General features: G+C 73.3%; 19 protein-coding genes and 3 pseudogenes. 12 read left to right on the top strand and 10 right to left on the bottom strand.

Going from position 1 to position 24,388, the window contains the following annotated elements; translation table 11 throughout:
* Window positions 1-247: 247 nt before the first annotated feature.
* Window positions 248-916 (bottom strand): DedA family protein, encoded by a 669-nt coding sequence (locus tag PV342_RS23220; RefSeq protein WP_386986364.1) that lies wholly within the window; start codon window positions 914-916, stop codon window positions 248-250.
* Entirely contained in the window at window positions 913-1,695 is a 783-nt protein-coding gene (locus PV342_RS23215; protein ID WP_386986361.1) for an MBL fold metallo-hydrolase, read from the bottom strand. Before PV342_RS23215 ends, PV342_RS23220 begins: the two co-directional genes overlap by 4 nt.
* Window positions 1,696-1,862: 167 nt before the next feature.
* On the opposite strand from PV342_RS23215, the gene PV342_RS23210 reads away from it, so the two are divergent.
* Both PV342_RS23210 and PV342_RS23205 read left to right on the top strand, forming a co-directional pair.
* Window positions 1,863-4,085 (top strand): phage holin family protein, encoded by a 2,223-nt coding sequence (locus PV342_RS23210; RefSeq protein WP_500318586.1) that lies wholly within the window; start codon window positions 1,863-1,865, stop codon window positions 4,083-4,085.
* 188 nt (window positions 4,086-4,273) lie between these two features.
* On the top strand, window positions 4,274-4,705 hold the full coding sequence (locus PV342_RS23205; protein WP_361000906.1) for a DUF7919 family protein: 432 nt from the start codon (window positions 4,274-4,276) through the stop codon (window positions 4,703-4,705).
* 12 nt (window positions 4,706-4,717) lie between these two features.
* Here the strand turns inward: PV342_RS23205 and PV342_RS23200 are convergent, their stop codons facing one another.
* The 3 genes and pseudogenes from PV342_RS23200 to PV342_RS23190 all read right to left on the bottom strand — a co-directional run.
* The gene (locus PV342_RS23200) at window positions 4,718-5,821 is read right to left on the bottom strand and encodes a calcium:cation antiporter (protein ID WP_361000903.1); all 1,104 of its coding nucleotides are present in this window, start codon (window positions 5,819-5,821) and stop codon (window positions 4,718-4,720) included.
* A gap of 62 nt (window positions 5,822-5,883) precedes the next feature.
* Window positions 5,884-6,219 (bottom strand): annotated as a pseudogene (locus tag PV342_RS23195) (ATP-binding protein); the annotation flags it as partial.
* 17 nt (window positions 6,220-6,236) lie between these two features.
* A pseudogene (locus tag PV342_RS23190) lies at window positions 6,237-6,344 on the bottom strand (hypothetical protein); the annotation flags it as partial.
* 236 nt (window positions 6,345-6,580) lie between these two features.
* Between PV342_RS23190 and PV342_RS23185 the strand changes: the two are divergent.
* Window positions 6,581-7,591: a helix-turn-helix transcriptional regulator gene (locus PV342_RS23185; RefSeq protein WP_500318585.1), complete on the top strand. Its 1,011-nt coding sequence runs from the start codon at window positions 6,581-6,583 to the stop codon at window positions 7,589-7,591.
* 169 nt (window positions 7,592-7,760) lie between these two features.
* Here the strand turns inward: PV342_RS23185 and PV342_RS23180 are convergent.
* Window positions 7,761-8,813: pseudogene (locus tag PV342_RS23180) on the bottom strand (MFS transporter); the annotation flags it as partial.
* Between the two features lie 7 nt (window positions 8,814-8,820).
* Here PV342_RS23180 and PV342_RS23175 point away from each other — a divergent pair.
* The 3 genes from PV342_RS23175 (at window position 8,821) to PV342_RS23165 (ending at window position 10,762) form a co-directional block, all read left to right on the top strand.
* Window positions 8,821-9,324, top strand: a complete 504-nt coding sequence (locus PV342_RS23175) for a DinB family protein (protein ID WP_386986349.1) — start codon at window positions 8,821-8,823, stop codon at window positions 9,322-9,324.
* Window positions 9,325-9,398: 74 nt separating this feature from the next.
* Window positions 9,399-10,247 (top strand): SCO4651 family lipoprotein, encoded by an 849-nt coding sequence (locus PV342_RS23170; protein WP_500318584.1) that lies wholly within the window; start codon window positions 9,399-9,401, stop codon window positions 10,245-10,247.
* A gap of 116 nt (window positions 10,248-10,363) precedes the next feature.
* Window positions 10,364-10,762: an OsmC family protein gene (locus PV342_RS23165; protein WP_433425284.1), complete on the top strand. Its 399-nt coding sequence runs from the start codon at window positions 10,364-10,366 to the stop codon at window positions 10,760-10,762.
* 15 nt (window positions 10,763-10,777) lie between these two features.
* On the opposite strand, the gene PV342_RS23160 is transcribed toward PV342_RS23165, so the two are convergent.
* The 3 genes from PV342_RS23160 to rhaI all read right to left on the bottom strand — a co-directional run bounded on the left by PV342_RS23160 (window position 10,778) and on the right by rhaI (window position 15,865).
* Window positions 10,778-12,265 (bottom strand): rhamnulokinase, encoded by a 1,488-nt coding sequence (locus PV342_RS23160; RefSeq protein WP_500318583.1) that lies wholly within the window; start codon window positions 12,263-12,265, stop codon window positions 10,778-10,780.
* 337 nt (window positions 12,266-12,602) lie between these two features.
* Entirely contained in the window at window positions 12,603-14,648 is a 2,046-nt protein-coding gene (locus PV342_RS23155) for a bifunctional aldolase/short-chain dehydrogenase (protein WP_500318582.1), read from the bottom strand.
* Between the two features lie 50 nt (window positions 14,649-14,698).
* The gene (gene rhaI / locus PV342_RS23150) at window positions 14,699-15,865 is read right to left on the bottom strand and encodes an L-rhamnose isomerase (protein WP_391575597.1); all 1,167 of its coding nucleotides are present in this window, start codon (window positions 15,863-15,865) and stop codon (window positions 14,699-14,701) included.
* A 313-nt stretch (window positions 15,866-16,178) separates the two neighbouring features.
* On the opposite strand from rhaI, the gene PV342_RS23145 reads away from it, so the two are divergent.
* The 5 genes from PV342_RS23145 (at window position 16,179) to PV342_RS23125 (ending at window position 22,010) form a co-directional block, all read left to right on the top strand.
* Window positions 16,179-17,699 (top strand): sugar ABC transporter ATP-binding protein, encoded by a 1,521-nt coding sequence (locus PV342_RS23145; protein ID WP_500318581.1) that lies wholly within the window; start codon window positions 16,179-16,181, stop codon window positions 17,697-17,699.
* A gap of 2 nt (window positions 17,700-17,701) precedes the next feature.
* Window positions 17,702-18,751: an ABC transporter permease gene (locus tag PV342_RS23140; protein WP_400796508.1), complete on the top strand. Its 1,050-nt coding sequence runs from the start codon at window positions 17,702-17,704 to the stop codon at window positions 18,749-18,751.
* Complete coding sequence (locus tag PV342_RS23135; RefSeq protein ID WP_500318580.1) at window positions 18,744-19,775, top strand: ABC transporter permease; 1,032 nt, start codon at window positions 18,744-18,746, stop codon at window positions 19,773-19,775. The genes PV342_RS23140 and PV342_RS23135 overlap by 8 nt, the downstream gene beginning before the upstream one ends.
* A gap of 110 nt (window positions 19,776-19,885) precedes the next feature.
* Window positions 19,886-20,971 (top strand): rhamnose ABC transporter substrate-binding protein, encoded by a 1,086-nt coding sequence (gene rhaS / locus PV342_RS23130; protein ID WP_018560950.1) that lies wholly within the window; start codon window positions 19,886-19,888, stop codon window positions 20,969-20,971.
* Between the two features lie 10 nt (window positions 20,972-20,981).
* A complete protein-coding gene (locus PV342_RS23125; RefSeq protein ID WP_386986327.1) occupies window positions 20,982-22,010 on the top strand; it encodes a LacI family DNA-binding transcriptional regulator in 1,029 nt (342 codons plus the stop codon).
* 257 nt (window positions 22,011-22,267) lie between these two features.
* Here PV342_RS23125 and PV342_RS23120 read toward each other — a convergent pair whose 3' ends face one another.
* Entirely contained in the window at window positions 22,268-23,620 is a 1,353-nt protein-coding gene (locus PV342_RS23120; RefSeq protein WP_500318579.1) for a diacylglycerol/lipid kinase family protein, read from the bottom strand.
* Window positions 23,621-23,791: 171 nt separating this feature from the next.
* Between PV342_RS23120 and PV342_RS23115 the strand changes: the two genes are divergently transcribed.
* A complete protein-coding gene (locus tag PV342_RS23115; protein ID WP_500318578.1) occupies window positions 23,792-24,190 on the top strand; it encodes an Imm10 family immunity protein in 399 nt (132 codons plus the stop codon).
* Window positions 24,191-24,388 lie beyond the last annotated feature (198 nt).

The raw sequence follows: 24,388 nt of genomic DNA, 5'->3' as shown, positions 1-24,388 counted from the left end.
CCGAGTGCCCTGACGGTGCCGTGAGGCCGGGCAGGGCGTGCGTGTCTGCTGCGGCGACGTCGTCCGCGGCCCGGTTGCGCGTGCGCGCGACAGCCGTGGCCCGAGACGCGGCTGCGTCGCACCGTCTGCCCGGCCCGGGTACCGCGACCGTCACCCCGGCGCCGGCGCCGCCCCGGGGCAGGTCCGGACCGCACCCGACGGCGGACCCGGCGCGGCAGGGGCCCGCGGCAAGCCCCGCCGGGGGCGGTCAGTGGCCGGGGTGTTCCGCCGGGGTGTCGTCGGGCGAGGTGGGGCCGGCGGCGGAGCCGCGGAGGCGGCGCAGGAGTTGTGGCGCGGAGGCGATGACCAGGGTGAGGGCGACGGCGAGCAGGACGCCCTGCCACGGTTCGGGGAAGAGGGTGCCGCCGAGGATGCCGATGAGCTGGTAGGCCGCCGCCCAGGCAAGGCAGGCCGGGACGTCGCCACGCGCGAAGCGGCGGACGGGCATCTCGGCGAGCAGGCAGGCGACCATCACCGGGATGCGGCCGGCGGGTATGAGGCGGGACAGGACGAGGACGGTGACACCGTGCTCGTCGAGCCGGCGTTGCGCGTCGGCGAGGTGCGCGGGGTCGGCGCGCTCCTGCAACCGCCGCATCCAGCGCGAGCCGTTGCGCGAGCGTACGCCGCGGTGGCCGAGCAGGTAGAGGCCCATGTCGCCGAGGAAGGCGGCGCAGGAGGCGATGACGAAGACCAGGGCCAGGGAGAAGGGGGCGGTCTGGTGGAAGGCGACGACGGCGGCGCTGCTGACGAGCGCGCCGGTGGGCACGACCGGTACGAGTGAGCCGAGCACGACCAGCAGGAAGAGCGAGGGGTAGCCGACCGCCTGGCCGGTGGACTGGGAGGACGTCTGCTCCGCGAGCAGGGCGAGTCCGCTCATCCGGCGGCCTCCAGCAGCATGCTCTGCCCGTGCTCCAGCCGGTGCACCGCCACCGCGGGTGCCAGCCGCCCGGCGAGCCGGACGAACTCCTCGCCGGGGGAGTGGAATTCGTGCGGGCGGACGGCGTCCATGCCGATCGGCCAGTACGTGCCGTAGTGGATGGGCACGGCGGCGCGCGGGGCGAGCCGCTCCAGGGCCTGGGCGGCGCGCGCCGCGTCGAGGTGGCCGGTGCCGAGGAACGGTCCCCAGCCGCCGACCGGCAGCAGCGCGGCGTCGCAGGGGCCGACCTCGTCCGCCATCTCGTCGAACAGCCCGGTGTCCCCGGCGAAGTACGTCCGTTCCTCGCCCACCAGCACGTAGCCCAGCGCGGGGGAGCGGTGCGGCCCGTACGGCAGCCGCCGTCCGTCGTGCGCCGCGCTCACCACGCGTACCGTCAGCGCGTCCACCTTCACCTCGTCACCGGGGACGACCTCGGTCAGCTCCAGTCGCCGGTCCGCGGCGAGCCGCCGCAGCCGGGGCACCGCGGCGGGGGCACCGCGCGGCACCAGTACCCGGGTACCCCGGGAGAGCCGGGCCAGCGAGCCGGTGTGCAGGTGGTCGGCGTGCAGGTGGGAGACGACGGCGACGTCCGCCAGCGCGGCGCCCGGCGGCGGTACCGCGCCGCGCCGCCTGCGCAGGTGGGCCAGGCGCGGGGCGAACAGCGGATCGGTGAGCACCCGCACCCCCGAGTCCCGCACGGTCACCGTCGCGTGTCCCCACCAGGTGATCTCGACCGCCACTCGTGCCTCCTCGTCTCGCCCCGAGCCTATGCTCCGGCGTGCCCGACGTGTGCCCCCGGTGCGCCGCGGAGCGCAGGGGAGACTGTGACAGTCTGGGGGTATTCGTGTTCAGGGCCGCGGACGGACATGGGGGACGGCGGCAGGCGTAGAGGAGACGTGAGGAGAGGGTGGGCGTGCTGCGTCGGTGGCGGGCCGCCGGAGGCGCGATCGTCCGCGTGCTGGTGGTGTGGGCGGTGTCGACGGCGACGATGGCCGTGCTCGCCGGGATCCTGCCCGACTTCCGCATCCAGTCGCCCACCGGCGACAGCCCCACCCGCATCGCGGTGACGGCGGCGGCCGGCGCCGGTGCCTTCGGTCTGCTGAGCGCGCTGGTCTGGCCGGTGCTCGTGCGGGCCGTGCTGCTGGTGCCCGCGCTGGTGCTCGGCCTGCTGGTGTTCTTCCTCAACGGCTCGCTGCTGCTGCTCGCGCTCCGCTTCACCCCCGACTGGCAGGGCGACATCGCGCCGGCCACGGCCGTGGTGATCGCCGCCGTGATGTCGGCGGCCTCGTCCGCGACGAGCACGACGCTCGCCATGCGCGACGACGCGGCGTACGGCCGCCGTCTGGCGCGCCTGGCGGGCCGGCGCCGGGGCGCGGGACACGACGCGGAGGGCGCGGACGGCACGGACGGCACGCGCGAGCCGGGCTTCGTCTTCGTCCAGCTGGACGGCGTCGGGCACGACGTGCTGCGCGAGGCCGTACGTCCGGTCGCGCGCAAGGGGCGTCTGCGCACGCCCGCGATGGAGACCGTCGCCGAGTGGCTCGACGGCAGCCACCGCCTGGTGCCGTGGACGACCGACTGGAGCAGCCAGACCGGCGCCAGCCAGCTGGCCATCCTGCACGGCAGCAACGAGGACGTGCCGGCCTTCCGCTGGTACGAGAAGGAGACCGGGCAGGTCATGGTCTGCAACCGGCCTTCCTGCGCCGCCGAGCTGGAGCGCCGCGCGGTCGCCCGCACCGGGCGGGCCGGGCTGCTGGCGCCGGACGGCGCGAGCCGGGGCAACCTGTTCAGCGGCGGCGCCGGGCAACTGGCGCTGGTGATGTCCGTGTCGACCCGCCGCCGGCGCTTCTCCGCGGACCGGCTGGCCATGGCCCGGCTGCGGTCCCGGGCGGTCGGCGCCCCGGAGGGCGGCGATCCCGCGGCCGTGCTCGCCCCGGTCAGCGCCACGCGCTCCCGGACCGGCTACTTCGCGTACTTCTCCGACCCGGCCAACGCCGTGCGCACCGCCGCGTCCTTCTTCGCCGAGGTCGTCCGCGAGGTCACCGAGTCCGTCTCCGCACGGCTGCGCCACGAGCGTCCGCGGGTGCGGCGCGGCGGGCTCTACCCCTTTCTGCGGGCCTTCGCCACCGTCGTCGAGCGGGACGTGGCGGTGGCCGCCGTCGTCGGCGACATGCTCGCCGGACGCGGTGCCGTCTACGCCGACCTGGTCGCGTACGACGAGGTCGCGCACCATTCCGGGCCGCGCAGCCGGGACGCGATGCGGGTGCTGCGGCGCCTGGACCGCGCCATCCGGCTGATCGCCGACGCCTCCCGGTACGCGCCGCGGCCCTACCGGATCGTGCTGCTCTCCGACCACGGCCAGAGCCAGGGCGAGACCTTCGAGACCGCGTACGGCCTGACCCTGAGGGACCTGGTGCGGGCGGGGTGCGGGCTGCCGGTGCGCCGCCGCGCCCGGGGCACGGCCAGCGGCACCGAGGCGCGCGCGGCGGCCCGTGCGGCACTGCACCGGCCCGAGCACGGGGGCCGCGCCGGCGAGGAGCAGGAGACGGCCGGGCCGTCCTCGGAACCGGTGGTACTGGCCTCGGGGAACCTGGCGCTGATCTCCTTCCCGGAGCTCCCGGGGCGCGCGGACCGGCAGGACGTCGAGGCCCGCCACCCCGCCCTGCTGCGGACGCTCGCCGAGCACCCGGGCATCGGCTTCGTGCTGGTCCTGGACCGGGAGCGCGGCCCGCTCGTCCTGGGCGGGGACGGCGGCGAGCACGAGCTGGAGACGGGCCGGGTCACCGGGCGCGACCCGCTGGCGATGTTCGGGCCGGGCGCGGCGGCCGCCGTACTGCGCACCGCCCGCTTCCCGCACGCCGCCGACATCATGGTCAACTCCGCGTACGACCCGGTCACCCGGGCCGTGCACGCCTTCGAGGAGCAGGTGGGCTCGCACGGCGGCCTGGGCGGCGACCAGAGCCGCGCCTTCCTGCTGCACCCCTTCGACCTGGACGGGCCGGACCCGCTGGAACGGCTGGTCGGCGCGGAGGCCGTGCACGGGCTGCTGGCCGGCTGGCTCGGCCGCAAGCCCGTGGCCGAGGCGCCCCCGGTCGAGGACGGGAAGGACGAGCAGCCGGTCGCCGGCTGACGGGCGCCGCGCACGGGACTGGTGTCCTGTGCCGGTCCCCTTCGGGTGGGTTCCCCGTCCGCCGGGGGGCGCGCCGCCGGGTTCCCGCCACGTACGGGTGATTGACCTACGGGCCCCACTGCTGGACGCTTGCCCGCGATTGATCGAACGGTGCGCGCGGGCGGGGTCCGCGGGCGGGAGAGGCTGCGATGCCGTACTACGAGGACCTGAGTCCGTACGCCTACTTCACAGAAACGATTCCTCCGGATGTCTCCGCCCATGCGGTCGGCTGGCTGGACCCCGCCCACCCCTTCCCCCAGGCCGAGCCCTCCGCCGAGTTCGCCGACCGCCTCTTCGCCCTGTGCCGCGACCACCTGTGCGCCATCACCCACGGCTGGTACGGCTGCATGCTGTGCCGCCGCAGGCTGATCGGCGGCGGCCGCTTCAACCCGGTGAGCGTGTCCCGCGGCGGCGAGCGGATCCTCGTGGGCCACGGCGAGGTACGGGTGGAGGGCGGCGCCGGCACCTGGCTGATCGCGCCCGACCTGGTCGTCCACTACGTGCTGGCCCACCGCTACGCCCCGCCCGAGCCCTTCGTCGAGGCCGTCCTGGCCGGCCGCGTCGTCGCCGGCCGCCGGTAGTCGCCCTTCGGCTCACGGGCTGATCGCGAGCACCACGTACGCCGCCAGCAGTGACAGGTGCACCGCGCCCTGCAGGGGGGTGGCACGTCCCGGTATCACCGTCAGCGTGCCGACGGCGACGGTGATCGCCAGCAGCACCATGTGCGTCGACCCCAGCCCCAGTAGCAGCGGGCCGGACATCCAGAGCGAGGCCACCGCGACCGCCGGGATCGTCAGCCCGATGCTCGCCATCGCCGAGCCGAGCGCCAGGTTGAGGCTGGTCTGCACACGGTCGCGGGCGGCCGCGCGGACCGCGGCGATGGTCTCGGGCAGCAGCACCAGCAGGGCGATGACGACGCCGACGAAGGACGAGGGCAGACCGGCGTACTGCACGCCCTGCTCGATCGTCGGCGACTCCACCTTGGCCAGCCCCACGACCGCGATCAGCGCCACCACCAGCAGCGCCAGGCTGAACAGCGCGGCGCGGGTGGTCGGCGGGACGGTGTCGTCCTCCGAGACGTCGATCACCTCGCCGCCCGGCTTGACCGGCAGGAAGTACGCCCGGTGCCGCACCGTCTGCGTCGCCACGAACAGGCCGTACAGCACCAGCGACGCCAGGGCGGCGAAGGTGAGCTGGGCGGTGGAGAACCGCGGGCCCGGGGTGCTGGTGGTGAACGTCGGCAGCACCAGGCTCAGGGTGGCCAGCGTCGCCACCGTCGCCAGGGAGGCGCCCGTCCCCTCCGGGTTGAAGACCGCCACCCGCCGGCGCAGCGCCCCCACCAGCAGACAGAGCCCCATGATGCCGTTGCAGGTGATCATGACCGCCGCGAAGACGGTGTCGCGGGCCAGGCCGGCGCTCTTCGGGCCGCCGTCCGCCGTCAGGGTGAGGATCAGGGCCACCTCGATCACGGTCACCGCCACCGCCAGCACGAGCGCCCCGTAGGGCTCGCCCACCCGGTGCGCCACCACCTCCGCGTGGTGGACGGCGGCGAGCACCGCGACGGCCAGGAAGACCGCGACGACCACGACCACGGCCACCGGCAGCACACGCCCCCATGTGAGGGCCAGCAGGACCACCGAGAACGCCGGGACGAGGACCGTCCAGTGCAGGGCGGACACGGGGAAGCGAGCGGTCATGCATCCGAGACTGACACCTCGTCAGGGTCGGCGCGACGCGGGGAACCCGGACGTGCCGCCGCTCATCGCCCGGCCGGGGGAAACGCCTGTTCGGCCCAGATGGTCTTGCCCGCGGAGGTCTGCCGGGTCCCCCAGGCCCGACTCAACTGCGCGACCAGCAGCGGGCCGCGGCCGCCCTCGTCGTCGGACAGGGCACGGCGCAGGTGCGGGGCGGTGCTGCTGCCGTCGGAGACCTCGCAGATCAGGGTGCGGTCGCGGATGAGCCGCAGCTGGATCGGCGGGGTGCCGTAGCGGATCGCGTTGGTGACCAGCTCGCTGACGACCAGCTCGGTGACGAACACCGCCTCCTCCATGCCCCAGGCGCGACCCGGTGAAGGTGCTCGTTGAAACCACGCCGCCCCTCGTCGTCCAGGAGCGCCCCGGAGAAGGGCCGGCCGCTCAGGTCCGCCGCGGGGACGCCGATCATGTCCGCCGCGGTGTCGTTGACCCGGCGGTAGCGCAGGCCGGTGTCGTAGGTGGCCATGGCGACGGACGACTGCTGGAAGGCCCACAGCAGGAGCGCGGTGTCCGAGTCGACGGGCGCGGCGGTGACGACGCAGCCGACGGGCCGGCCGTCGGCGCACAGGGCGGGGGAGACGCGTACGTCGAGTGCGAGTTCCCGCCCGTCGCGCGCTCCGCCGGAGACCATCAAATCGGCCACGGCCGCCCCACGCCCCCGCCCCGGGGCGACTGTCGGTGGCGGCGGCGATACTGGCCGCCATGCGCGCGAGCCGGCTGGTGTCCCTCCTCCTGCTCCTCCAGTCGCGGGGCCGGATGACCGCCGCGGAGCTGGCGGAGGAGCTGGAGGTGTCCGTACGCACCATCTACCGGGACGTCCAGTCGCTGCACGAGGCGGGCATCCCGCTGTACGGCGACGCCGGGCACGAGGGCGGTTACCGGCTCCTCGACGGGTACCGCACCCGGCTGACGGGCCTGACCGCCGACGAGACGCAGGCCTGGTTCCTGGCCGCGCTCCCCGATCCGGCCGCGCAGCTGGGACTCGGGGAGGCAGCGGCGGCGGCCCGGCTGAAGATCAGCGCCGCGTTGCCGCCGGCGCTGCGGGAGCGGGCGGAGCGGGTGCGCGAGCGCTTCCTGCTGGACGCGCCCGGCTGGTACGGCTCCGACGAGCAGGTGCCGCATCTGCCCGTCGTCGCCGACGCCGTGTGGAACCGGCAGGCGGTCCGGGTGCGCTACCGACGGTGGCGGGAGCCCGCAGAGGTCGATCGCAGACTCGAGCCGTACGGCCTGGTGCTCAAGGCGGGCCGCTGGTACGTGGTGGCCCACGACGGCCGCGAGCGGCGCACGTACCGGGTGGACCGGATGCTCGAGGTGCGCGTCCTCGACGAGACGTTCGCGACCCCGCCCGGCTTCGACCTCGCCGGGTACTGGCGGGAGTACCTCGCCGGATTCCACGCGCGGCTCCACCGGGAGCAGGCGCTGATCCGGCTGTCGCCGCGCGGCGCCGAACGGCTGCCCGCGCTGCTGTCGCGCGCCGTGGCGCGGGCGGTGGCCGAGGACGGCGAGCGGGAGCCGGACGGCTGGGTCCGCGCCCGCGTGCCCATCGAGTCGGTCGCGCACGCGCACGGCGAGTTCCTCAGGCTCGGCGCCGACCTGGAAGTCCTGGCGCCCGATCCGCTGCGGGAGTCGCTGGCGGAGTCGGCGCGGGCGCTGGCCGCGCTTTACGCGCCGCCGCGAGCCACACCGCCGCCCCCGCGGACGTCAGCGTGCTGAGACCGGCGACCGCCGCGAAGCCGGTCGGCACCCCGGCGCGGGCCGTCACCGCCGAGGTCCCGAGCATCACGGCCACGGTCGCGGCGAGCCCGTAGGCGTTCGCCGTCCCGAAGGCCCGCCCCACGCGGCCCTCGTCGACCGCCGTCATCAGCAGCGTCCGCGAGGCGATGCGCGCCTGCCCGAAGACGAACGCCCCGGCCGGGACGAGCAGCAGCAGCCCCGTCACCCCGAACCGGGGCTGCAGCGCGAACAGCAGGGCGCAGACCGTGAAGCCGGCGAACGCGAGCCGCAGATCCCCCAGCCGGGCGCCCGTCCGCCGGTACGCGGCCGCCGCCAGCAGGAAGCCGGCGCCTCCGAGCGCGTCCACCGCGCCGACGACGGCTGGGCCCCGGTGCAGTTCGGCGATGACCAGCACCGGCATCAGGGCGTCGAAGACGGTCACCACTGCACTGCCCTGGGCGTACAGCACGACCAGCGGCCCGTGCGGCCCCCGCGAGGGGACCGGCCGCGCCGTGGGGACCGCTGCGGCGGAGCCCACGGCGGCGGAGCGCCCCGGCCCCCGCCCGGTTGCCAGGACGAGGACGGCGGAGGCCACGAAGGTCGCCGCGTTGAAGACGAACAGCGGGGCGGGCCCGGCGTACTGCAGGGCGAGACCGCCCACCGCCGCCGACAGCAGCATGCCGCTCTGCAAAGCCATCTCGTACCGGGCGTTGAACCGCCGCAGCCGGTCCTCGGGCACCCGTTCCCTGATCAGTGCCGCGCTCACCGGCACGAAGAGCGCGGACGCCGCCGCCAGCGCGAGGTTGCTGCCGTAGACGACCGCCCCGAGCGGCCGGCCCGGTGCCGTCCCGAGCGCCGGCACCAGGGCCACGACGGCGCTGAGCAGGTCGCAGCCCGCCCACAGCGTCCGCCGGTCGAAGCGGTCGGCCATCCGGCCGGCCAACGGCGACAGCACGGCCTGGGGAACGGCGACGGCGATGAACAGCCAGCCCACGTCGAGCACCGAGCCCTGGGCGCGCACGATCAGCAGGGCCGCGGCGATCAGCTGGATGTTGTTGCCCAGGGAGGTGATGAACACGGCGGGCAGGAGGAGTCGTTGAGTGCGTCCGGTGGTGGTCACGGGGACCGATGGTCCCGCTCTCCGCTGACATCTGCCGTCAGGGGGACGGGGTGGGGCGCCCCCGTTAATCGGTGGACGTGCCGCCCTCGCTCCCGACAGCATTCCGGCGATGACGAGAACCGACACACCCACCGCCTGGGACGAGCGCTCCGCGCTGACGACCCTCCTCGACTACGCCCGTGACACCGCCCGTGCCAAGTGCGAGGGCGTCACGCCCGAGCACGCCCGCAGCGCCCCGCTCCCGGGTTCGCCGCTGATGACGCTCAGCGGACTGGTCAACCACCTCCGCTGGGTCGAGTACTACTGGTTCGAGGTGGTCTTCCTCGGCGGCGAGGACGAGGGCCCCTGGACGGAGGAGGACCCCGACCGCGAGATGCGGATCGCCGTGGACCTCCCTCTTGCCGACGTGCTGGCGGACTATGAGGCGCACACCGCCCGTTACCGCGAACTCGTCGCTGGGCTCGACCTGGACGCCGTCGCCAAGCGCCCCATCCGCGACGGCCGCCACCCCAACCTTCGGTGGATCCTGCTGCACCTCGTCGAGGAGACCTCCCGCCACAACGGCCACCTCGACGTCCTGCGCGAACTCGTCGACGGCACCACGGGCGTCTAGCGCTGTCAGTCGTCCGCGATACCGTCCACAGCGGACACACAAGATCGACCACGAACGACCCAGGGGTGGGCAGCATGAGCAGTGGGACCAAGGACATGAGGGAGAAGCGGCGGATACGCGTGGCCGCCACGGTGGGGGCCGCCGCCGTCGCGCTGGCCGCGACGGCGGGCTGCAGCGCCGCGCGCGACACCGCGGACGCCGTGAGCAAGACGGACTCGATCGCCCAGATTCTCTCCCGCGTCACCAGCCAGACGGAGAAGGTCGGCTCGGCCAAGGTCGACATGTCGACCGACCTGGGTCAGGGCAGCCCCATCACGATGAAGGGCACCTACTCCTGGGGGAAGGGCGTCGCGTACGACGTCATGATGGACACCTCGGCGGCTCGGATGCAGCCGCTGCAGGACGACCCCGAGCTGCGGGCGCTGATGGTGGACGGCGCCTACTACTACAACGTCGACCCGCAGCCCGCCGGCCTGCTGAAGGGCAAGCACTGGCTGCGTGTCGACGTCTCGGCGGTCCTCGGCAAGGCGGGCGCCGCCGCGGTCGCGAAGAGCGGGGACCCGACAGCGGGGCTGCGCTACATCGGGCTGACCAAGGACGTCGAGGACCTCGGGGAGCAGCCCGTCCGCGGCCGCGAGGCCCGTCACTACCGGGCGACCCTCGACAAGAGCCGCCTGGGCAACCTGGGGAAGTCGCTCTCGTCCTCCGAGGAGAAGAGCATCTTCAACTCCGCCACCGGGCCGCTGGACGAGATCACGATCGACGTCTGGGTGGACGGCAAGGACCTGCCGGTGCGCATGGTCCAGGTCATGGGCAAGGCGAAGGTGACCATCGACTTCCTCAAGTTCGGCGGCACCAAGGCCGTCACCGCGCCCCCGGCGTCCGACACGGCCGACTTCAGCTCGCAGTTCCCCTCGCAGTAGCAGGGCCGAGGAACCCGACGACCGCCGAAGTCCCCTTCCACCGCCCCGGGTTGCGCCATCATGCTGGAGGATCCGGGGCGGGCTGCGGCCGCGTGGGCGGCAACGGGAGGCAGGGCATGGACGAGCGGTTCGCGGTGCTGGCGAGCGCGGGATCGTTCCTTGAGGAGGACGGCGACGACGTCCGGCTCCCGCACCGCTGGACGCCCGGCGGCGTCGGGGTGCGGTCGGCGTTCACCGGCGGCCACGTGCTGAACCTCGCCGTGGCGGCCTGCGTGCTCAACGACCTCTACCGCGAGGCCGCGGCCGGCGGGCTGGAACTGCGGGGCGTCCGGGTGCGCGCGGAGGGCGGCTTCGACACCGCCCTATGGCGTTCGACCGGCATCTTCTACACCGTCGAGATCGACAGCGAAGCGCCGCGGGAACAGGTCGCGGCACTGATCGCGACCGTCGACGAGGTCGCCGAGATCCCGCGTGCCCTGCGTCAGGGCGCCGAGGTCACCCGCTCGGCGGGCTGAACGCGGCGCCGCCCCTCAGGGCCGCCGCGCCCCGCCGAACTCCGCCAGCCGCGCCGCGGCCGCGTCCCAGGCCCGGCCGTCCGCGGCCGGCTCGTACGTGCGCAGCGGCTGGGTGGCCGCGACCAGGGCGCGCATCGCCGCCAGGCCGTCGGGACCGTCGCCGACCACGCCGTGGGCGCGGGCCTGGACGAGGATGTTGCCCAGGGCCGTGGCCTCGGTGGGGCCCGCGACGACCGGGAGGCCGGTGGCGTCGGCCGTGAACCGGCACAGCAGTTCGTTGCGGGAGCCGCCGCCCATGAGGTGCACGCGGTGGAGGTCCCGGCCGGCGAGTTCGGCGGCCTCGCGCAGGGTGCGGCGGTGGGCCAGGGCGAGGCTCTCCAGGATGCAGCGGACGACCGCCCCGTGCGACTGCGGGGGCCTCTGGCCGGTCCGGAGGCAGAAGGCGCGGATCCGGGCGGGCATGTCGCCGGGCGCGAGGAACTCGGGGTCGTCCGGGTCGATGAGGGCCGCGAAGGGCTCGGCGGCCGCGGCCGCGGCGAGCAGTTCCTGCAGGGGCAGGCCCTCCCCCCGCTGCTCCCAGGTGCGGCGGCACTCCTCCAGCAGCCACATGCCCATGATGTTGCGCAGGTAGCGGATGGTGCCGTCGATGCCGCGCTCGTTGGTGAAGTTGGCGAGCCGCGAGGCCTCCGTCAGCACCGGGGCCTCCAGCTCGAGACCTGCCAGCGACCAGGTGCCGCAGGAGATGTACGCGAAGTGCGGCCCCGTGGCCGGGACCGCCGCCACCGCAGAGGCGGTGTCGTGCGAGGCGACGGTGACGACGGCGGTGTCCGCCGGCAGCCCGGTGTACGCGGCCACGTGGGGCAGGAGTGTGCCGGCGTGGGTGCCCGGGCGGCGCAGCGGCGGCAGCAGGCCCGGCTCGATGCCGAGCCGGCCGAGGAGTTCCTCCGCCCAGGTCGCCGTGCGCGCGTCGAAGAGGCCGGTGGTGGAGGCGTTGGTCTCCTCGGCGCCGATGGTGCCGGTGAGCCAGTGGGTGAGCAGGTCGGGGATCATCAGCAGCGTCCGGGCGGCCGCGAACTGCGCGCCCTCGCGGGCCGCCGCCAGCTGGAAGACCGTGTTGAAGGGCAGGTGCTGCAACCCGGTGACCCCGTACAGCTCCTGCGGGCCGATGTCGTCCCTGACCCGGCCTGCGACGTGCTCCGTCCTGCTGTCGCGGTAGTGGTGCGGGATCCCGAGCAGGGCGCCGTCCGCGTCGAGCAGCCCGTAGTCGACGGCCCAGCTGTCGATGCCGACCGACGTGACGCCGTCACCGGCCCGGGCCGCCAGGCGCAGGCCGTCCAGGCTCTCCCGGAACAGGGCGAGGACGTCCCAGTGCAGTCCGGTGGGCAGCCGGACGGGGGTGTTGGCGAAGCGGTGCACCTCGTCGAGGACGAGGTGGTCCGGGCCCACCCGGCCGAGGATGACGCGGCCGCTGGTGGCGCCGAGGTCGATGGCGGCGAATGGCACGTGGGCCCCTCGTGTTCTGGTCGTTCGGGTCGGAGCGACGGGTGCGGTCGGTGCGGCGCGGCGCACCGCGGGGGGTCGGTGGGTGGTACGGGTGCGGGGGAGCCGGCCGGCCGGCTCCCCCGCGTGGTGCGGACGGCGTCTAGGCCGTGTCGTCAAATGCGCGCCTGCTCAGCGACGCCTGGCACGGCACTCCCCCAGCTCCGCTGGGAGGTGCCCCCACGCTGCGTTGTCGAATCGTCCGAGTAGCCCCCTACGAGGACGATCCTCCGCCTTGCGATGCACCGCACCTGGGGGCCCCTCCCAGCGGTAGCTGGGGGAGCTCATGTGACGACACGGCCTAGCGCAGGAACGCCGCGGCCACGCCCGCGTCGACCGGGACGTGCAGGCCCGTGGTGTGCGTCAGTTCGCCGCCCGTCAGGGCGAACACCGCGTTGGCGACGTGCTCGGGTAGCACCTCGCGCTTGAGGATGGTGCGCTGGGCGTAGAACTCGCCGAGCTTCTCCTCCGGCACCCCGTACGTCGCGGCGCGCTGGGCGCCCCAGCCCGAGGAGAAGATGCCCGAGCCGCGGACGACCCCGTCGGGGTTGACGCCGTTGACGCGGATGCCGTGCTCGCCGAGTTCGGCGGCCAGCAGGCGGACCTGGTGCGCCTGGTCGGCCTTGGTGGCGGAGTAGGCGATGTTGTTGGGGCCGGCGAAGACCGCGTTCTTGGAGGCGATGTAGACGATGTCGCCGCCGAGCTTCTGCGCGATGAGCACGCGGGCCGCCTCGCGGGAGACGAGGAAGGAGCCGCGGGCCATGATGTCGTGCTGGAGGTCCCAGTCGCGGGCGGTGGTGTCCAGCAGGGGCTTGGAGATGGAGATGCCCGCGTTGTTGACCACCAGGTCCACTCCGCCGAAGGCCAGCAGGGCCTCGTCGAAGGCGCCCCGAATGGCGTCCTCGCTGGTGACGTCCACGGTGACCGCGACCGCGCGGTCCGGGCCGCCCAGGTCCTTGGCGACGGCCCGCGCGTTGTCCGCGTCGAGGTCGGCGACGACCACGCAGGCGCCCTCCGCCACGAGGCGGTGCGCGATGGCCTTGCCGATGCCCGAACCGGCCCCGGTGACCAGGGCGATACGGGTGGCCAGCGGCTTGGGCTTCGGCATCCGCTGGAGCTTGGCCTCCTCCAGCGCCCAGTACTCGATGCGGAACTTCTCCGCCTCGTCGATCGGGGCGTAGGCGGAGACGGCCTCGGCGCCGCGCATCACGTTGATCGCGTTGACGTAGAACTCGCCCGCGACGCGCGCGGTCTGCTTGTCCTTGCCGTAGCTGAACATGCCGACGCCGGGAACGAGGACGATCGCCGGGTCCGCGCCGCGGATGGCGGGGGAGTCCTCGGTGGCGTGCCGGTCGTAGTAGGCCTGGTAGTCGGCGCGGTAGGCGGTGTGCAGCTCCTGCAGGCGGGCCACGGCGTCCTCGAGCGGTGCCGTCGGGGGCAGGTCGAGGACGAGGGGGCGGACCTTGGTGCGCAGGAAGTGGTCCGGGCAGGAGGTGCCGAGCGCGGCCAGCCGGGGGTGCTCGGCGTGCGCGAGGAATTCCAGGACGGGCGCGGAGTCGGTGAAGTGGCCGACCTGCGGACGGTCCTGGGAGGAGATCGCCCGCAGGACCGGGGCGAGGGCGGCGGCCCGGGCCCGGCGCTCGGCCTCCGGCAGCGGCTCCCAGCCGGCCAGCGGCGCGCCGAACGGGTCCCGCCTGCCGTGGCGCTGCAGGAACTCCTCGGCGGTGCGGATGATCCACAGCGCGTTGCGCTCGCACTCCTCGGAGGTCTCGCCCCAGGCGGTGATGCCGTGACCGCCCAGGATCACCCCGACGGCCCGCGGGTTGGCCTCCTTGACGGCGGCGATGTCGAGGCCGAGCTGGAAGCCGGGACGGCGCCACGGCACCCAGGCGACCTTGTCGCCGAAGCACTCCTGGGTGAGCTTCTCGCCGTCCGCGGCGCAGGCCAGCGCGATGCCCGAGTCGGGGTGCAGGTGGTCGACGTGGGCGGCGTCGACGAGGCCGTGCATGGCCGTGTCGATGGACGGGGCGGCGCCGCCCTTGCCGTGCAGGCAGTAGTCGAACGCCGCGACCATCTCGTCCTCGCGCTCGGGGCCCGGGTAGACGGCGGTCAGGGCGCGCAGCCGGTCCAGCCGCAGCACGGCGAGGCCGGCCTCGGTGAGCGTGCCCAGGTCGCCGCCCGAGCCCTTGACCCACATCAGGTCCACGGCGCCGCCGGTGACGGGATCGGTGGCGGTGGCCTTGGCGGAGGCGTTGCCCCCGGCGTAGTTGGTGTTGCGCGGGTCGGCGCCCAGGCGGTGGGCGCGCTCCAGCAGTGCGGCGACTTCCGGATGGGTGGCGGATGCCATGGGGGTGTCCTTCGGGAGGGGAGGAACGAGGAGGAGCGGGACGGCGGTGCCTACGCGCCCCAGCCGGCCTGGGTGCCGCCGACGCGGTCGGCGACGATGTGCTCCTGCCAGCCGGAGGCGTGGTAGGCGGCGACGGGGTCGGGGGCCAGGCCCCGCTCCTCGCGCACCTCTCGCAGCAGCGGCCGCACGTCGGTGTTGTACGCGTCCATCAGGGCGGCGTTGGCGGCGAGGACGTCACCGGAGCGCTGCGCCTCGCCCAGGGCGTCGAGGTCCACCAGGAGTGCCTTGGCGGTGGCCTCCTGGACGTTCATCACCGAGCGGATGACGGCGGGGATCTTGGCCTCGATGTTGTGGCACTGGTCGAGCATGAAGGCCACGCCGGTCTCCGCCTCGAGGCCGCGGTTCTTGGCGACCTCGTGCAGGATCCGGAAGAGCTGGAAGGGGTCGGCGGCGCCGACCATCAGGTCGTCGTCGGCGTAGAAGCGGGAGTTGAAGTCGAACCCGCCGAGCTTCCCCTGGCTCAGCAGGAAGGCGACGATGAACTCGATGTTCGTGCCCGGCGCGTGGTGACCGGTGTCGACGACGACCTGCGCCTTGGGGCCGAGCTTGAGGCAGTGCGCGTAGGCGGTGCCCCAGTCCGGGACGTCGGTGGTGTAGAACGCCGGCTCGAAGAGCTTGTACTCCAGCAGCATCCGCTGGTCGTCGCCGAGACGCTCGTAGACCTCGGCCAGGGCCTCGGCGAGCCGCTCCTGACGGCCCACGATGTCGTCCTGGCCGGGGTAGTTGGTGCCGTCGGAGAACCAGAGCTTGAGGTCGCTCGAGCCGGTGGCGTCCATGATGTCGACGCACTCCAGCAGGTGGTCCGTGGCCTTGCGGCGGACCCGCGGATCGGGGTGGCAGACGCTGCCGAGCTTGTAGTCGTCGTCCTGGAAGACGTTGGAGTTGATCGCGCCGAGCTCCAGGCCGCGCTCCTTGGCGTGGGCGCCGAGCGCGGTGTAGTCGTCCACCCGGTCCCAGGGGATGTGCAGGGCCACCTTGGGGGCGACGCCGGTGAACTCGTGCACCTTGGCCGCGTCGTCGAGCTTCTCGTACGGGTCACGGGGCACCCCGGCCTGGGCGAAGACCTTGAAACGGGTGCCGGAATTGCCGTAACCCCAGGACGGCGTCTCGATCCGCTGGGCTGTGAGTGCGGCCTTGACGGCTGCGATGTCAGGCATGTCCACCTCGGATGGCTCGGTGAATCGGCTCAGTGAACCGGGCTTCCAGTGAATCGATTCATTCGGCTGTGAAGCTATCCACGTCCACCGCAGGTCGTCAAGGGGTCTGCCGGTCCGGATCCCCGTTATTGAATCGTGTCATCCGTCCCACGGAAGCGCGTTGTTGCTGCTCGTGCGGCGTTGTCAGGGCTGTTACCTGCGGGTTTCGCGAGGGTGCAGGTCAGGAGGGCGAGGCGGCGGCTCTTGACGCCTTCGCGGGGCGGGGCTAGCTTCCCGGCAACTCCGTTGAAACATTTCATAGCAGGAGGGCGCAATGACGCACCCCGAACCGGAGACCACTCCGGTGCTCGCGCTCGAGGGGGTGAGCAAGTCCTTCGGTGCCGTTCGCGCACTGCGCGGTGTGTCGCTCCGGCTGCACGCCGGCGAGGCCCACGCCCTCGCGGGCGAGAACGGCGCCGGCAAGTCGACACTGATCAAGACCCTCGCGGGTGTGTACCGCCCGGACACCGGCACGGTGCTGCTCGACGGCAGGCCCGTGGAGTTCCACGGCCCGGGGGACGCCCGTGACGCGGGGGTCGCCGTCATCTACCAGGAGCCCACGCTCTTCCCCGACCTGTCGGTGGCCGAGAACATCTTCGTCGGCCGGCAGCCGCGCCGTTCGCTCGGCAGGGTCGACCACAAGGCCGTGCGCGAGGCCGCGGCCGATCTCTTCCGCCGCCTCGGCGTGGACCTCGACCCGGAGCAGCCGGCCCGCGGACTGTCCATCGCCGACCAGCAGTTGGTGGAGATCGCCAAGGCGCTCTCCTTCGACGCCCGTGTCCTGATCATGGACGAGCCGACCGCCGCACTCACCGGCAGCGAGGTCTCCCGGCTCTTCGGCGTCGTCAAGTCCCTGCGCGAGCAGGGCGCCGCGGTCCTGTTCATCTCCCACCGCCTCGAGGAGATCTTCGCCCTCTGCCAGCGGGTCACCACCCTGCGGGACGGCGCGTGGATCGCGAGTGAGCCCCTCGACGGGCTCACCGAGGACGACCTGGTGCGCCGCATGGTCGGCCGCGACCTGGACGAGCTCTACCCCAAGCAGGACGCCGAGATCGGCGAGGTCGCCCTCAGCGTGCGCCGGCTCACCCGCGAAGGCGTCTTCACCGACGTCTCCTTCGAGGTGCGCCGCGGTGAGATCGTCGGCCTGGCGGGCCTCGTCGGCGCCGGGCGCAGCGAGGTCGCCCGGGCCATCTTCGGTGTGGACCGCCGGGACGCCGGCGAGGTCGTCGTCGACGGCAAGCCGCTGCGCGGCGGCGCGCCCAGCCTGGCCATGGCCGCGGGCATCGCGCTGGTCCCCGAGGACCGCCGGGCCCAGGGCCTGGTGATGGACATGTCCATCGAGCGCAACATCGGCCTGACCGGCTTCGCCGCCACCACCAAGGGCGGTTTGATGAGCCGTCGCGCCGAGCGCAGCCGCGCCCTGGACTGGGCCGTGCGGCTCCAGGTGAAGTACGCCCGGCTGGCCGACGTCGTCGGCACCCTCTCGGGCGGCAACCAGCAGAAGGTCGTCCTCGCCAAGTGGCTCGCCACCGCGCCCGAGGTGCTGATCGTCGACGAGCCCACGCGCGGCATCGACGTCGGCACCAAGGCCGAGGTGCACCGGCTGCTGTCGCGGCTCGCGGCCGAGGGCGTGGCGGTACTGATGATCTCCTCCGACCTGCCGGAGATCCTCGGCATGGCGGACCGCGTCCTGGTGATGCACGAAGGACGGCTGACGGCCGAGATCCCCCGGTCCGAGGCGACCGAGGAATCCGTGATGGCGGCGGCCACCGGCCGCGTGAGGAGGGCGGCGTGACCGTGACCGCCGACACCCCGCAGCAGATCGCCGCGGACGAACCGACCGCGTCCCGCCGCTTCCTGGACCGGGTGCTGAAACTGCGGGCGCTCGCCGTGCTCGCCGTGCTCGTGGTCATGCTGGCCGCGACCCAGATCTACAACAGCGAGTTCCTCTCCCAGCAGGGCGTCAAGGACCTCCTGCTGAACGCCACCATCCTCGTGCTCGTCGCCGTCGGCCAGGCCATGGTCGTGATCACCCGCAACGTCGACCTGTCGGTCGGCTCGGTGCTCGGCATCTCGGCCTTCGCGGCCGGCACCTACCTGCACGGCGGCGGCAACCCGCTTCTCGCCGTGCTCATCGCGGTCGTACTCGGCGTGCTCTTCGGCCTGCTGAACGGCATGCTGGTGAGCCTGGGTCAGGTCCCCGCGCTCGTGGTGACCCTGGGCACGCTCTACATCATCCGCGGCATCGACTCCATCTGGGTCGGCTCCCGCCAGATCACCGCGAACGACCTGCCGGAGAGCTTCGTCGACTTCGGCCACGACGGTCTGTGGGTGATCCCCTACCTCGCGCTGCTGACGCTCGCGGTGCTGGTCGCGGCCGGCTACTACCTGCGCAGCTACCGCGGCGGCCGCGACCTGTACGCGCTGGGCTCCAGCCCCGAGGCCGCAAGGCTCGCCGGTGTACCGGTCCGCAAGCGGATCCTCACCGCGTACGTCGTGTGCGGGGCGCTCGCCGGACTCGCCGGCGCGCTCTACCTCGCCCGGTTCGGCAACGTCGACTCCGGCACCGGCAACGGCTACGAACTGACCGTCGTCAGCGCCGTGGTGGTCGGCGGCGTCGCCTTCACCGGCGGCTCCGGGACCGTGTACGGCGCCGCGCTCGGCGCCCTGCTGCTGACCTCGATCAACAGCGTCCTGCCCTCCATCGGCGTCAGCTCGGTGTGGGTGCTGGCCATCGACGGAGTCCTGCTCCTGCTCGCCATCGCCGTGGACCGGATCGTGGCGCTGCGGGTGGCCGGCGTCCTCCGCAAGCGGGCCGCACAGATGAGGAGTGCCCACCATGTCTGAGACCACCAAGGCCCCCGCCCCGCTCGGCCGCCTCGGCGGCGCGGTGCGCTGGGACACCGCGGTCGGTGCCCTGCTCGTCGTCCTGCTGATCTGCTCCTTCTCCTTCGTGGAGAACTTCGGCAACGCCCTGAACGTGTCCTTCCTGATCGGCAACACCCTGCCGATCGCGCTCATCGCGCTGCCGATGACCATGCTCGTCGTCTCCGGCGAGATCGACCTGTCCGTCGGCTCGACCGCCGGCCTGTCCGGCGCCGTGATGGGCGCGCTGTGGAACGGGGGCATGGCGATCGAGACGATCATCCCGCTCTGCCTGCTCCTCGGCGCCCTGTGCGGCCTCGTCAACGGCCTGCTCGTGACCCGGCTCGGCCTGCCCTCGCTCGCCGTCACCATCGGCACGCTCGCCGCCTACCGCGGCATCGCGCAGATCGTGCTCGGCGCCGACTCCGTCACCGACTTCCCGCAGCAGTACCTCGACTTCGGCGCCGGCCGGATCGACGGCACCTTCATCCCGTACGCGGCGATCCCCTTCGCCGCGCTGCTGCTGATCGCCGTCCTGGTGCTGCACGCGACCCCCGTCGGGCGCTCCCTGTTCGCCGTCGGCGCCTCGGAGGAGGCGGCCCGGTTCGCGGGAGTGCGCGTGCGGCGGCTGAAGCTGGCGATGTTCGTCACGACCGGCCTGATCTCCTCCCTCACCGGCGTCTTCTGGGCGCTGCACTACGCCAGCGCCCGCTACGACAACGCCACCGGCCTGGAGCTGTCCGTCATCGCGGGCGTCCTGCTCGGCGGCATCGACTTCGACGGCGGCAAGGGCACCCTGGGCGGCGCGATCGCCGGTGTGTTCCTGCTCGGCGCGGGTCAGAACGTCATGAGCCTGCTCAACGTCTCGGCCCAGTCCCAGATCGTCGTCACCGGCGTGCTCCTGGTGATCTCCGTCCTCGCCCCGAGGATCGGCCGCCAGGTCTCGCAGGCCAGGGCGCGCAGGAGGTCGGCCGACAAGGCCCCGGCCGCGCTCGCCGCCTCGTGAACCCCCAGCTCCCCCCGCACACGTCACACGCCACCACCACCCCCCGCAGCACCCCCCGCACCACCTCCCGTCCTCACTCCGGCGCCCGCACCGGCAGCGAAAGGATCACCATGTCCAGAACCCTCACCCGCCGAGCCACCGTCGTCGTCGCCGTGACCGCGGCCGTCGCGCTCGGCGCCACGGCCTGCGGCGGCACCACCAAGAACTCCTCCAAGGACAGCGGTGGCGGCGGCGCCAAGGCGACCGCGTCGGCCGACCCCGACGCGGCGACCAAGAAGGGCCTGACCGTCGCCTTCCTGCCCAAGCAGGTCAACAACCCGTACTTCACCATCGCCGACGGCGGCGGCAAGCAGGCCCTGGACGCGCTGGGCTCCTCCTACAAGGAGGTCGGCACCAGCAGCGGCACCGACACCGCCGGCCAGGTGAGCTACGTCAACACCCTGACCCAGCAGCAGGTCGACGCGATCGCCGTCTCCGCGCAGGACCCGGGCGCGCTGTGCACCTCGCTGAACCAGGCCCGCAAGAACGGCATCAAGGTCGTCACCTACGACTCGGACACCAAGCCCGAGTGCCGCGACCTGTTCGTCTCGCAGGCCAGCTCCGAGGACCTGGGCCGCACCGAGGTGCAGCTGCTCGCCGAGCAGATCGGCTACAAGGGCGAGATCGCGATCCTCTCGGCGGCCCAGACCGCCACGAACCAGAACACCTGGATCGACTTCATGAAGGACGAGCTCAAGGACCCCAAGTACAAGGACGTCAAGCTGGTCAAGGTCGCCTACGGCAACGACGACGCCCAGCAGTCCTTCCAGCAGACCCAGGGCCTGCTCCAGCAGTACCCCAACCTGAAGGGCATCATCTCCCCGACCACGGTCGGCATCAAGGCGGCGGCCCAGTACCTGGCGGGCTCCAAGTACAAGGGCAAGGTCAAGCTGACCGGCCTCGGCACGCCCAACGACATGCGCGCCTACGTCAAGAACGGCACCGTCGACGCCTTCGAGCTGTGGGACCCGGCCAAGCTCGGCTCGCTCGCCTCGTACGCCGCGGTCGCCCTGGCATCCGGCCAGATCTCCGGCGCGGAGGGCCAGAGCTTCAAGGCCGGTGACATGGGCAGCTACACCATCGGCAAGGACGGCGTCGTGGTGCTCGGCAAGCCGACCGTGTTCACCAAGGACAACATCGACCAGTTCAAGTTCTGAGAGCCCGGGCGTGGCGGAGAAGGGCCGCACGGTGGGGATCAAGGACGTCGCCCGTGAGGCGGGGGTGTCCGTGGGCACGGTCTCCAATGTGATCAACCGGCCGGACGCGGTCCCCGAGGCGACCCGGGTCCGCGTACAGCGCGCCATCGCCCGGCTGGGGTACGTACGCAGCGAGTCCGCCCGGCAGTTGCGGGCGGGCCGCAGCAGGATCATGGCCCTGCTCGTCCTCGACATGGGCAACCCGTTCTTCGTCGACGTGGCACGCGGCGCGGAACGGGCGGCCCGGGAGGCCGGGCTCGGCGTGATGGTCTGCAACAGCGCGCAGAACCCGCGGGAGGAGGCTGCGTACCTGTCGCTCTTCGCGGAGCAGCGGGTGCGCGGGGTGCTGGTGACGCCGGCCGACGCCGACGGCGGCAACCTCGCCGCGTTCCGGCGGCACCGCATCCCCTTCGTCCTCGTCGACCGGGTCGCGGCGGGCACCTCCGAGTGCTCGGTGTCCGTGGACGACGTGGCCGGCGGCCGGATGGCCGTCGGTCACCTGGCGGCCGCCGGGCACCGGAGGATCGCGTACGTCTCCGGCCCCGGGCACCTGCAGCAGGTCCTGGACCGGCGCGAGGGCGCCCTCGCGGCCCTGGAGGAGGCCGGACTGCCGCCGGAGACCCTGCGCGAACTGCCCACGGAGCGGCTGGACGTCGCCGCCGGACGGGACGCAGGCCACCGGCTGCTCGGCCTCCCGGAGCGGCCGACCGCCGTGTTCTGCGCCAACGACCTGCTCGCCCTCGGGGTGCTGCAGGCGCTGTACGCGGCGGGGGTGGACGTCCCGGGCGAGATGGCCATCGTCGGCTACGACGACATCGAGTTCGCGGCCGCGGCGGCCGTGCCGCTCACCTCCGTGCGGCAGCCCGCCGCGAACATGGGCGCACTGGCCGCCGGGATGCTGCTGGAGGAGACCGGGCCGCAGGCCCGGGAGCACCGGCACCGGCGGGTCGTGCTCCAGCCGGAACTGGTGGTCCGCGACTCCAGCCTGATCAGACGCTGAGCCGCGCCCGGTCCGGGTGTCCGGTCACGGGGGTGCGCTTGCGTCGCCGGCGCGGGCTTCCGCAGTGCGGTCGCCCGGCGGCGAGCGCGGGCGGTCCGGTGGCCGGTCGGCCGGGGGAGTGCCCGCTTCGGCGGGTCGTGCTCCGGGCGGAGCCGGTGGTCCGCGACTCGAGCCTGATCAGGCGTTGAGGCTGTCCGGGTGCCGGGGTGCCGGGGTGCCGGGGTGCCGGGGTGCCGGGGTGCGCGGCACCGGCCCGATCAGGCGCCGGGCGGGTGCGGGCGGCCGGCGGCCGTGCGGCCCATGGTCAGCGCGAGTTTGCGCAGCCGCCGCCAGTCCGTGCGGACGCCCGTCGCCGGCACCCCGGGGCGGCTGCGCGGCACCCGCACCCGCAGCGCTCCGTGGCTGATTCGGCAGCGCACGGGCGTGGGCAGCATGAGGGCCTCGCCGTCCACGCCCGCCTCGATCTCGGCGGCGTCGGCGGTGGTCACCACCTCCCGGCCCGTCGCCACGGTGAGCCCGGAGGCGACCCGTGGGCCCATCAGCAGTCCCGCCGCCTGGGCCGCGTTGTCGACCTTGACGCCCAGCACCCCCAGCAGACCGGTGTCGAGACGGTCCCGGCGGCCGAGCCCGGCCGGGTCGTCGGTCCGGTACGGGTTGTTGCTCACCAGCACGGCCTGCGGCTCGTCGATGACGGTGTCCCCGGCCGTCGCCGTCAGCCGGGGCCCGGCGCGGTGGGTGAGCAGGTCGGGCAGGAGCTCCAGGATGGTGCCGACCTTGTCGTCGCGGTACGCGGGACTCTGCACGACGGCCGCGTAGGCGCCGAACGACACGTTGTTGACGAAGGGCCGGTCGCCCACGTAGCCGAGGTCGACGCGCAGCTCCACGCCGTCCCTGAGTGCGTCCAGGCACGTCGCGGGGTCCGCGCGGTCCAGCCCCAGGTCCATGGCGAAGTGGTTGCGGGTGCCCGCGCAGATCACCAGGAACGGCAGTCCCCGCTCGGCCGCCACCCCGGCCACCAGGGCCTGCGTGCCGTCCCCGCCGGCCACCCCGAGCAGGTCGGCGCCCTCGTCCGCGGCCCGCCGGGCGAGCTCGGCGACGTCCTGCGGTTGGTCGGGGTCGAGCAGCACGACCCGGGCACCGAGGGCCTCCGCCTTCTCCTTCAGTCCGAAGTCGCCGACCTTTCCGCCGCCCGAGCGCGGGTTCATGATCAGGAACGGCCGCCGAGGCCGGGCCGCGATCCGCTCCCTCAGTCGCGCCTCGTGGGCCCGGGTGGCGCGCATCGCGCTGCGTCCGGCGGCGACGGCCAGCGCCCACAGGCCGAGCGAAGAGGCCACGACCCAGAGCAGATTGGCCCGGTCGTAGTAGGCGAGGACGGCCAGCGGGGTCGCGGCGGTCAGCACCACGGCGAGCGCCCGCACCACACCGCGGCGGGTCAGCACCCACCACGCCCCGGCCGCCGTCAGCGCGGTGCCGCCCAGCGCGGCGGCCACCAGCGCGATGCTGCGCAGCCCGGCGACCACGAGCGGCAGCGCCACGGCCGCTCCCGCCGCGGTCAGGGCCAGGCGGGCCAGCCAGCGCTGCGCGACGTGCCTGCGGGAGAGCTGCTCCATGCCTCGACAGTGCCACCGACGGGCCCCGCGCCGCCATCCCGGCCGTTCCCCCGGGTGGTGATCCGGACCCGGGTGAGCCCCCGGCGCGCGACACCGGCGGCTCACCCCCCTTCCCGTGGAAGTGCGTCCGGGAACATGGGTTGCCAATGGTGGTCGCAAAGGAGGTGAGTGATGGAACTCGTCGCGCGGTCGGTCGGCTTTGAGGCCGACGAAGACGATGAGGTGCTCGAGGCCGGCTTCTCGGAAGGCGTCGACGATCCTGGGTTCACGCTGCTCATTCAACGGTCGGACTACGAACCCGATGAGCAGGAGCTCTCTCTGGGGTTCGACACGTACTGTCTCGTCACCGGCGGCAGAACCCATTACGGGGGAATCCTGCGCGTCGAGTGGGACGGGGGCGTGCTGAGGTTTGATGTCTCCACGCAGGCCGCTTCAGTTCTGAATGTGGCCGAGAACCTGACAGTCCGATTCGAAGCTCCCGCCGAGGACGTGGAAGCGTACCTGACCGGCCTGCCGGAAATTCTGGACTGGGGACGGATGGAGGAACGTCCCGTTCTGGTGGGCCTCTGACCTCACCACGCAACTCGAAGTCCTGCCATCTCGCTGTTCCGGGTGGAGCAGCGAAATCGTGTGGCAGGGCGTGAGCTGTCCTTGGTGATGACTCTTCAACGCATCGGTCCTGTCGGATTCTGGAGTCGAGGCGTCTGCAACCCAAAGGGACAGCCCCGAGTGCCGTGTGCCGTCGCGCTCCGGTGCGTGCGTTGATTC

Source organism: Streptomyces sp. PA03-3a (genome assembly GCF_033792735.1).
Lineage (GTDB): Bacteria > Actinomycetota > Actinomycetes > Streptomycetales > Streptomycetaceae > Actinacidiphila.
Note: the sequence above shows the minus strand (reverse complement) of the source record. Positions and strands in the feature narration are given on the sequence as shown.

Excerpts from the sequence above, each read along its gene's own strand:
- PV342_RS23200 (WP_361000903.1), bottom strand. The coding sequence starts at position 5,821 with ATGACCGCTCGCTTCCCCGTGTCCGCCCTGCACTGGACGGTCCTCGTC.
- PV342_RS23170 (WP_500318584.1), top strand. The coding sequence starts at position 9,399 with ATGAGCAGTGGGACCAAGGACATGAGGGAGAAGCGGCGGATACGCGTG.
- PV342_RS23165 (WP_433425284.1), top strand. The coding sequence starts at position 10,364 with ATGGACGAGCGGTTCGCGGTGCTGGCGAGCGCGGGATCGTTCCTTGAG.
- PV342_RS23185 (WP_500318585.1), top strand. The coding sequence starts at position 6,581 with ATGCGCGCGAGCCGGCTGGTGTCCCTCCTCCTGCTCCTCCAGTCGCGG.
- PV342_RS23145 (WP_500318581.1), top strand. The coding sequence starts at position 16,179 with ATGACGCACCCCGAACCGGAGACCACTCCGGTGCTCGCGCTCGAGGGG.
- PV342_RS23175 (WP_386986349.1), top strand. The coding sequence starts at position 8,821 with ATGACGAGAACCGACACACCCACCGCCTGGGACGAGCGCTCCGCGCTG.
- PV342_RS23115 (WP_500318578.1), top strand. The coding sequence starts at position 23,792 with ATGGAACTCGTCGCGCGGTCGGTCGGCTTTGAGGCCGACGAAGACGAT.
- rhaI (WP_391575597.1), bottom strand. The coding sequence starts at position 15,865 with ATGCCTGACATCGCAGCCGTCAAGGCCGCACTCACAGCCCAGCGGATC.
- PV342_RS23120 (WP_500318579.1), bottom strand. The coding sequence starts at position 23,620 with ATGGAGCAGCTCTCCCGCAGGCACGTCGCGCAGCGCTGGCTGGCCCGC.
- PV342_RS23220 (WP_386986364.1), bottom strand. The coding sequence starts at position 916 with ATGAGCGGACTCGCCCTGCTCGCGGAGCAGACGTCCTCCCAGTCCACC.
- PV342_RS23135 (WP_500318580.1), top strand. The coding sequence starts at position 18,744 with ATGTCTGAGACCACCAAGGCCCCCGCCCCGCTCGGCCGCCTCGGCGGC.
- rhaS (WP_018560950.1), top strand. The coding sequence starts at position 19,886 with ATGTCCAGAACCCTCACCCGCCGAGCCACCGTCGTCGTCGCCGTGACC.
- PV342_RS23155 (WP_500318582.1), bottom strand. The coding sequence starts at position 14,648 with ATGGCATCCGCCACCCATCCGGAAGTCGCCGCACTGCTGGAGCGCGCC.
- PV342_RS23205 (WP_361000906.1), top strand. The coding sequence starts at position 4,274 with ATGCCGTACTACGAGGACCTGAGTCCGTACGCCTACTTCACAGAAACG.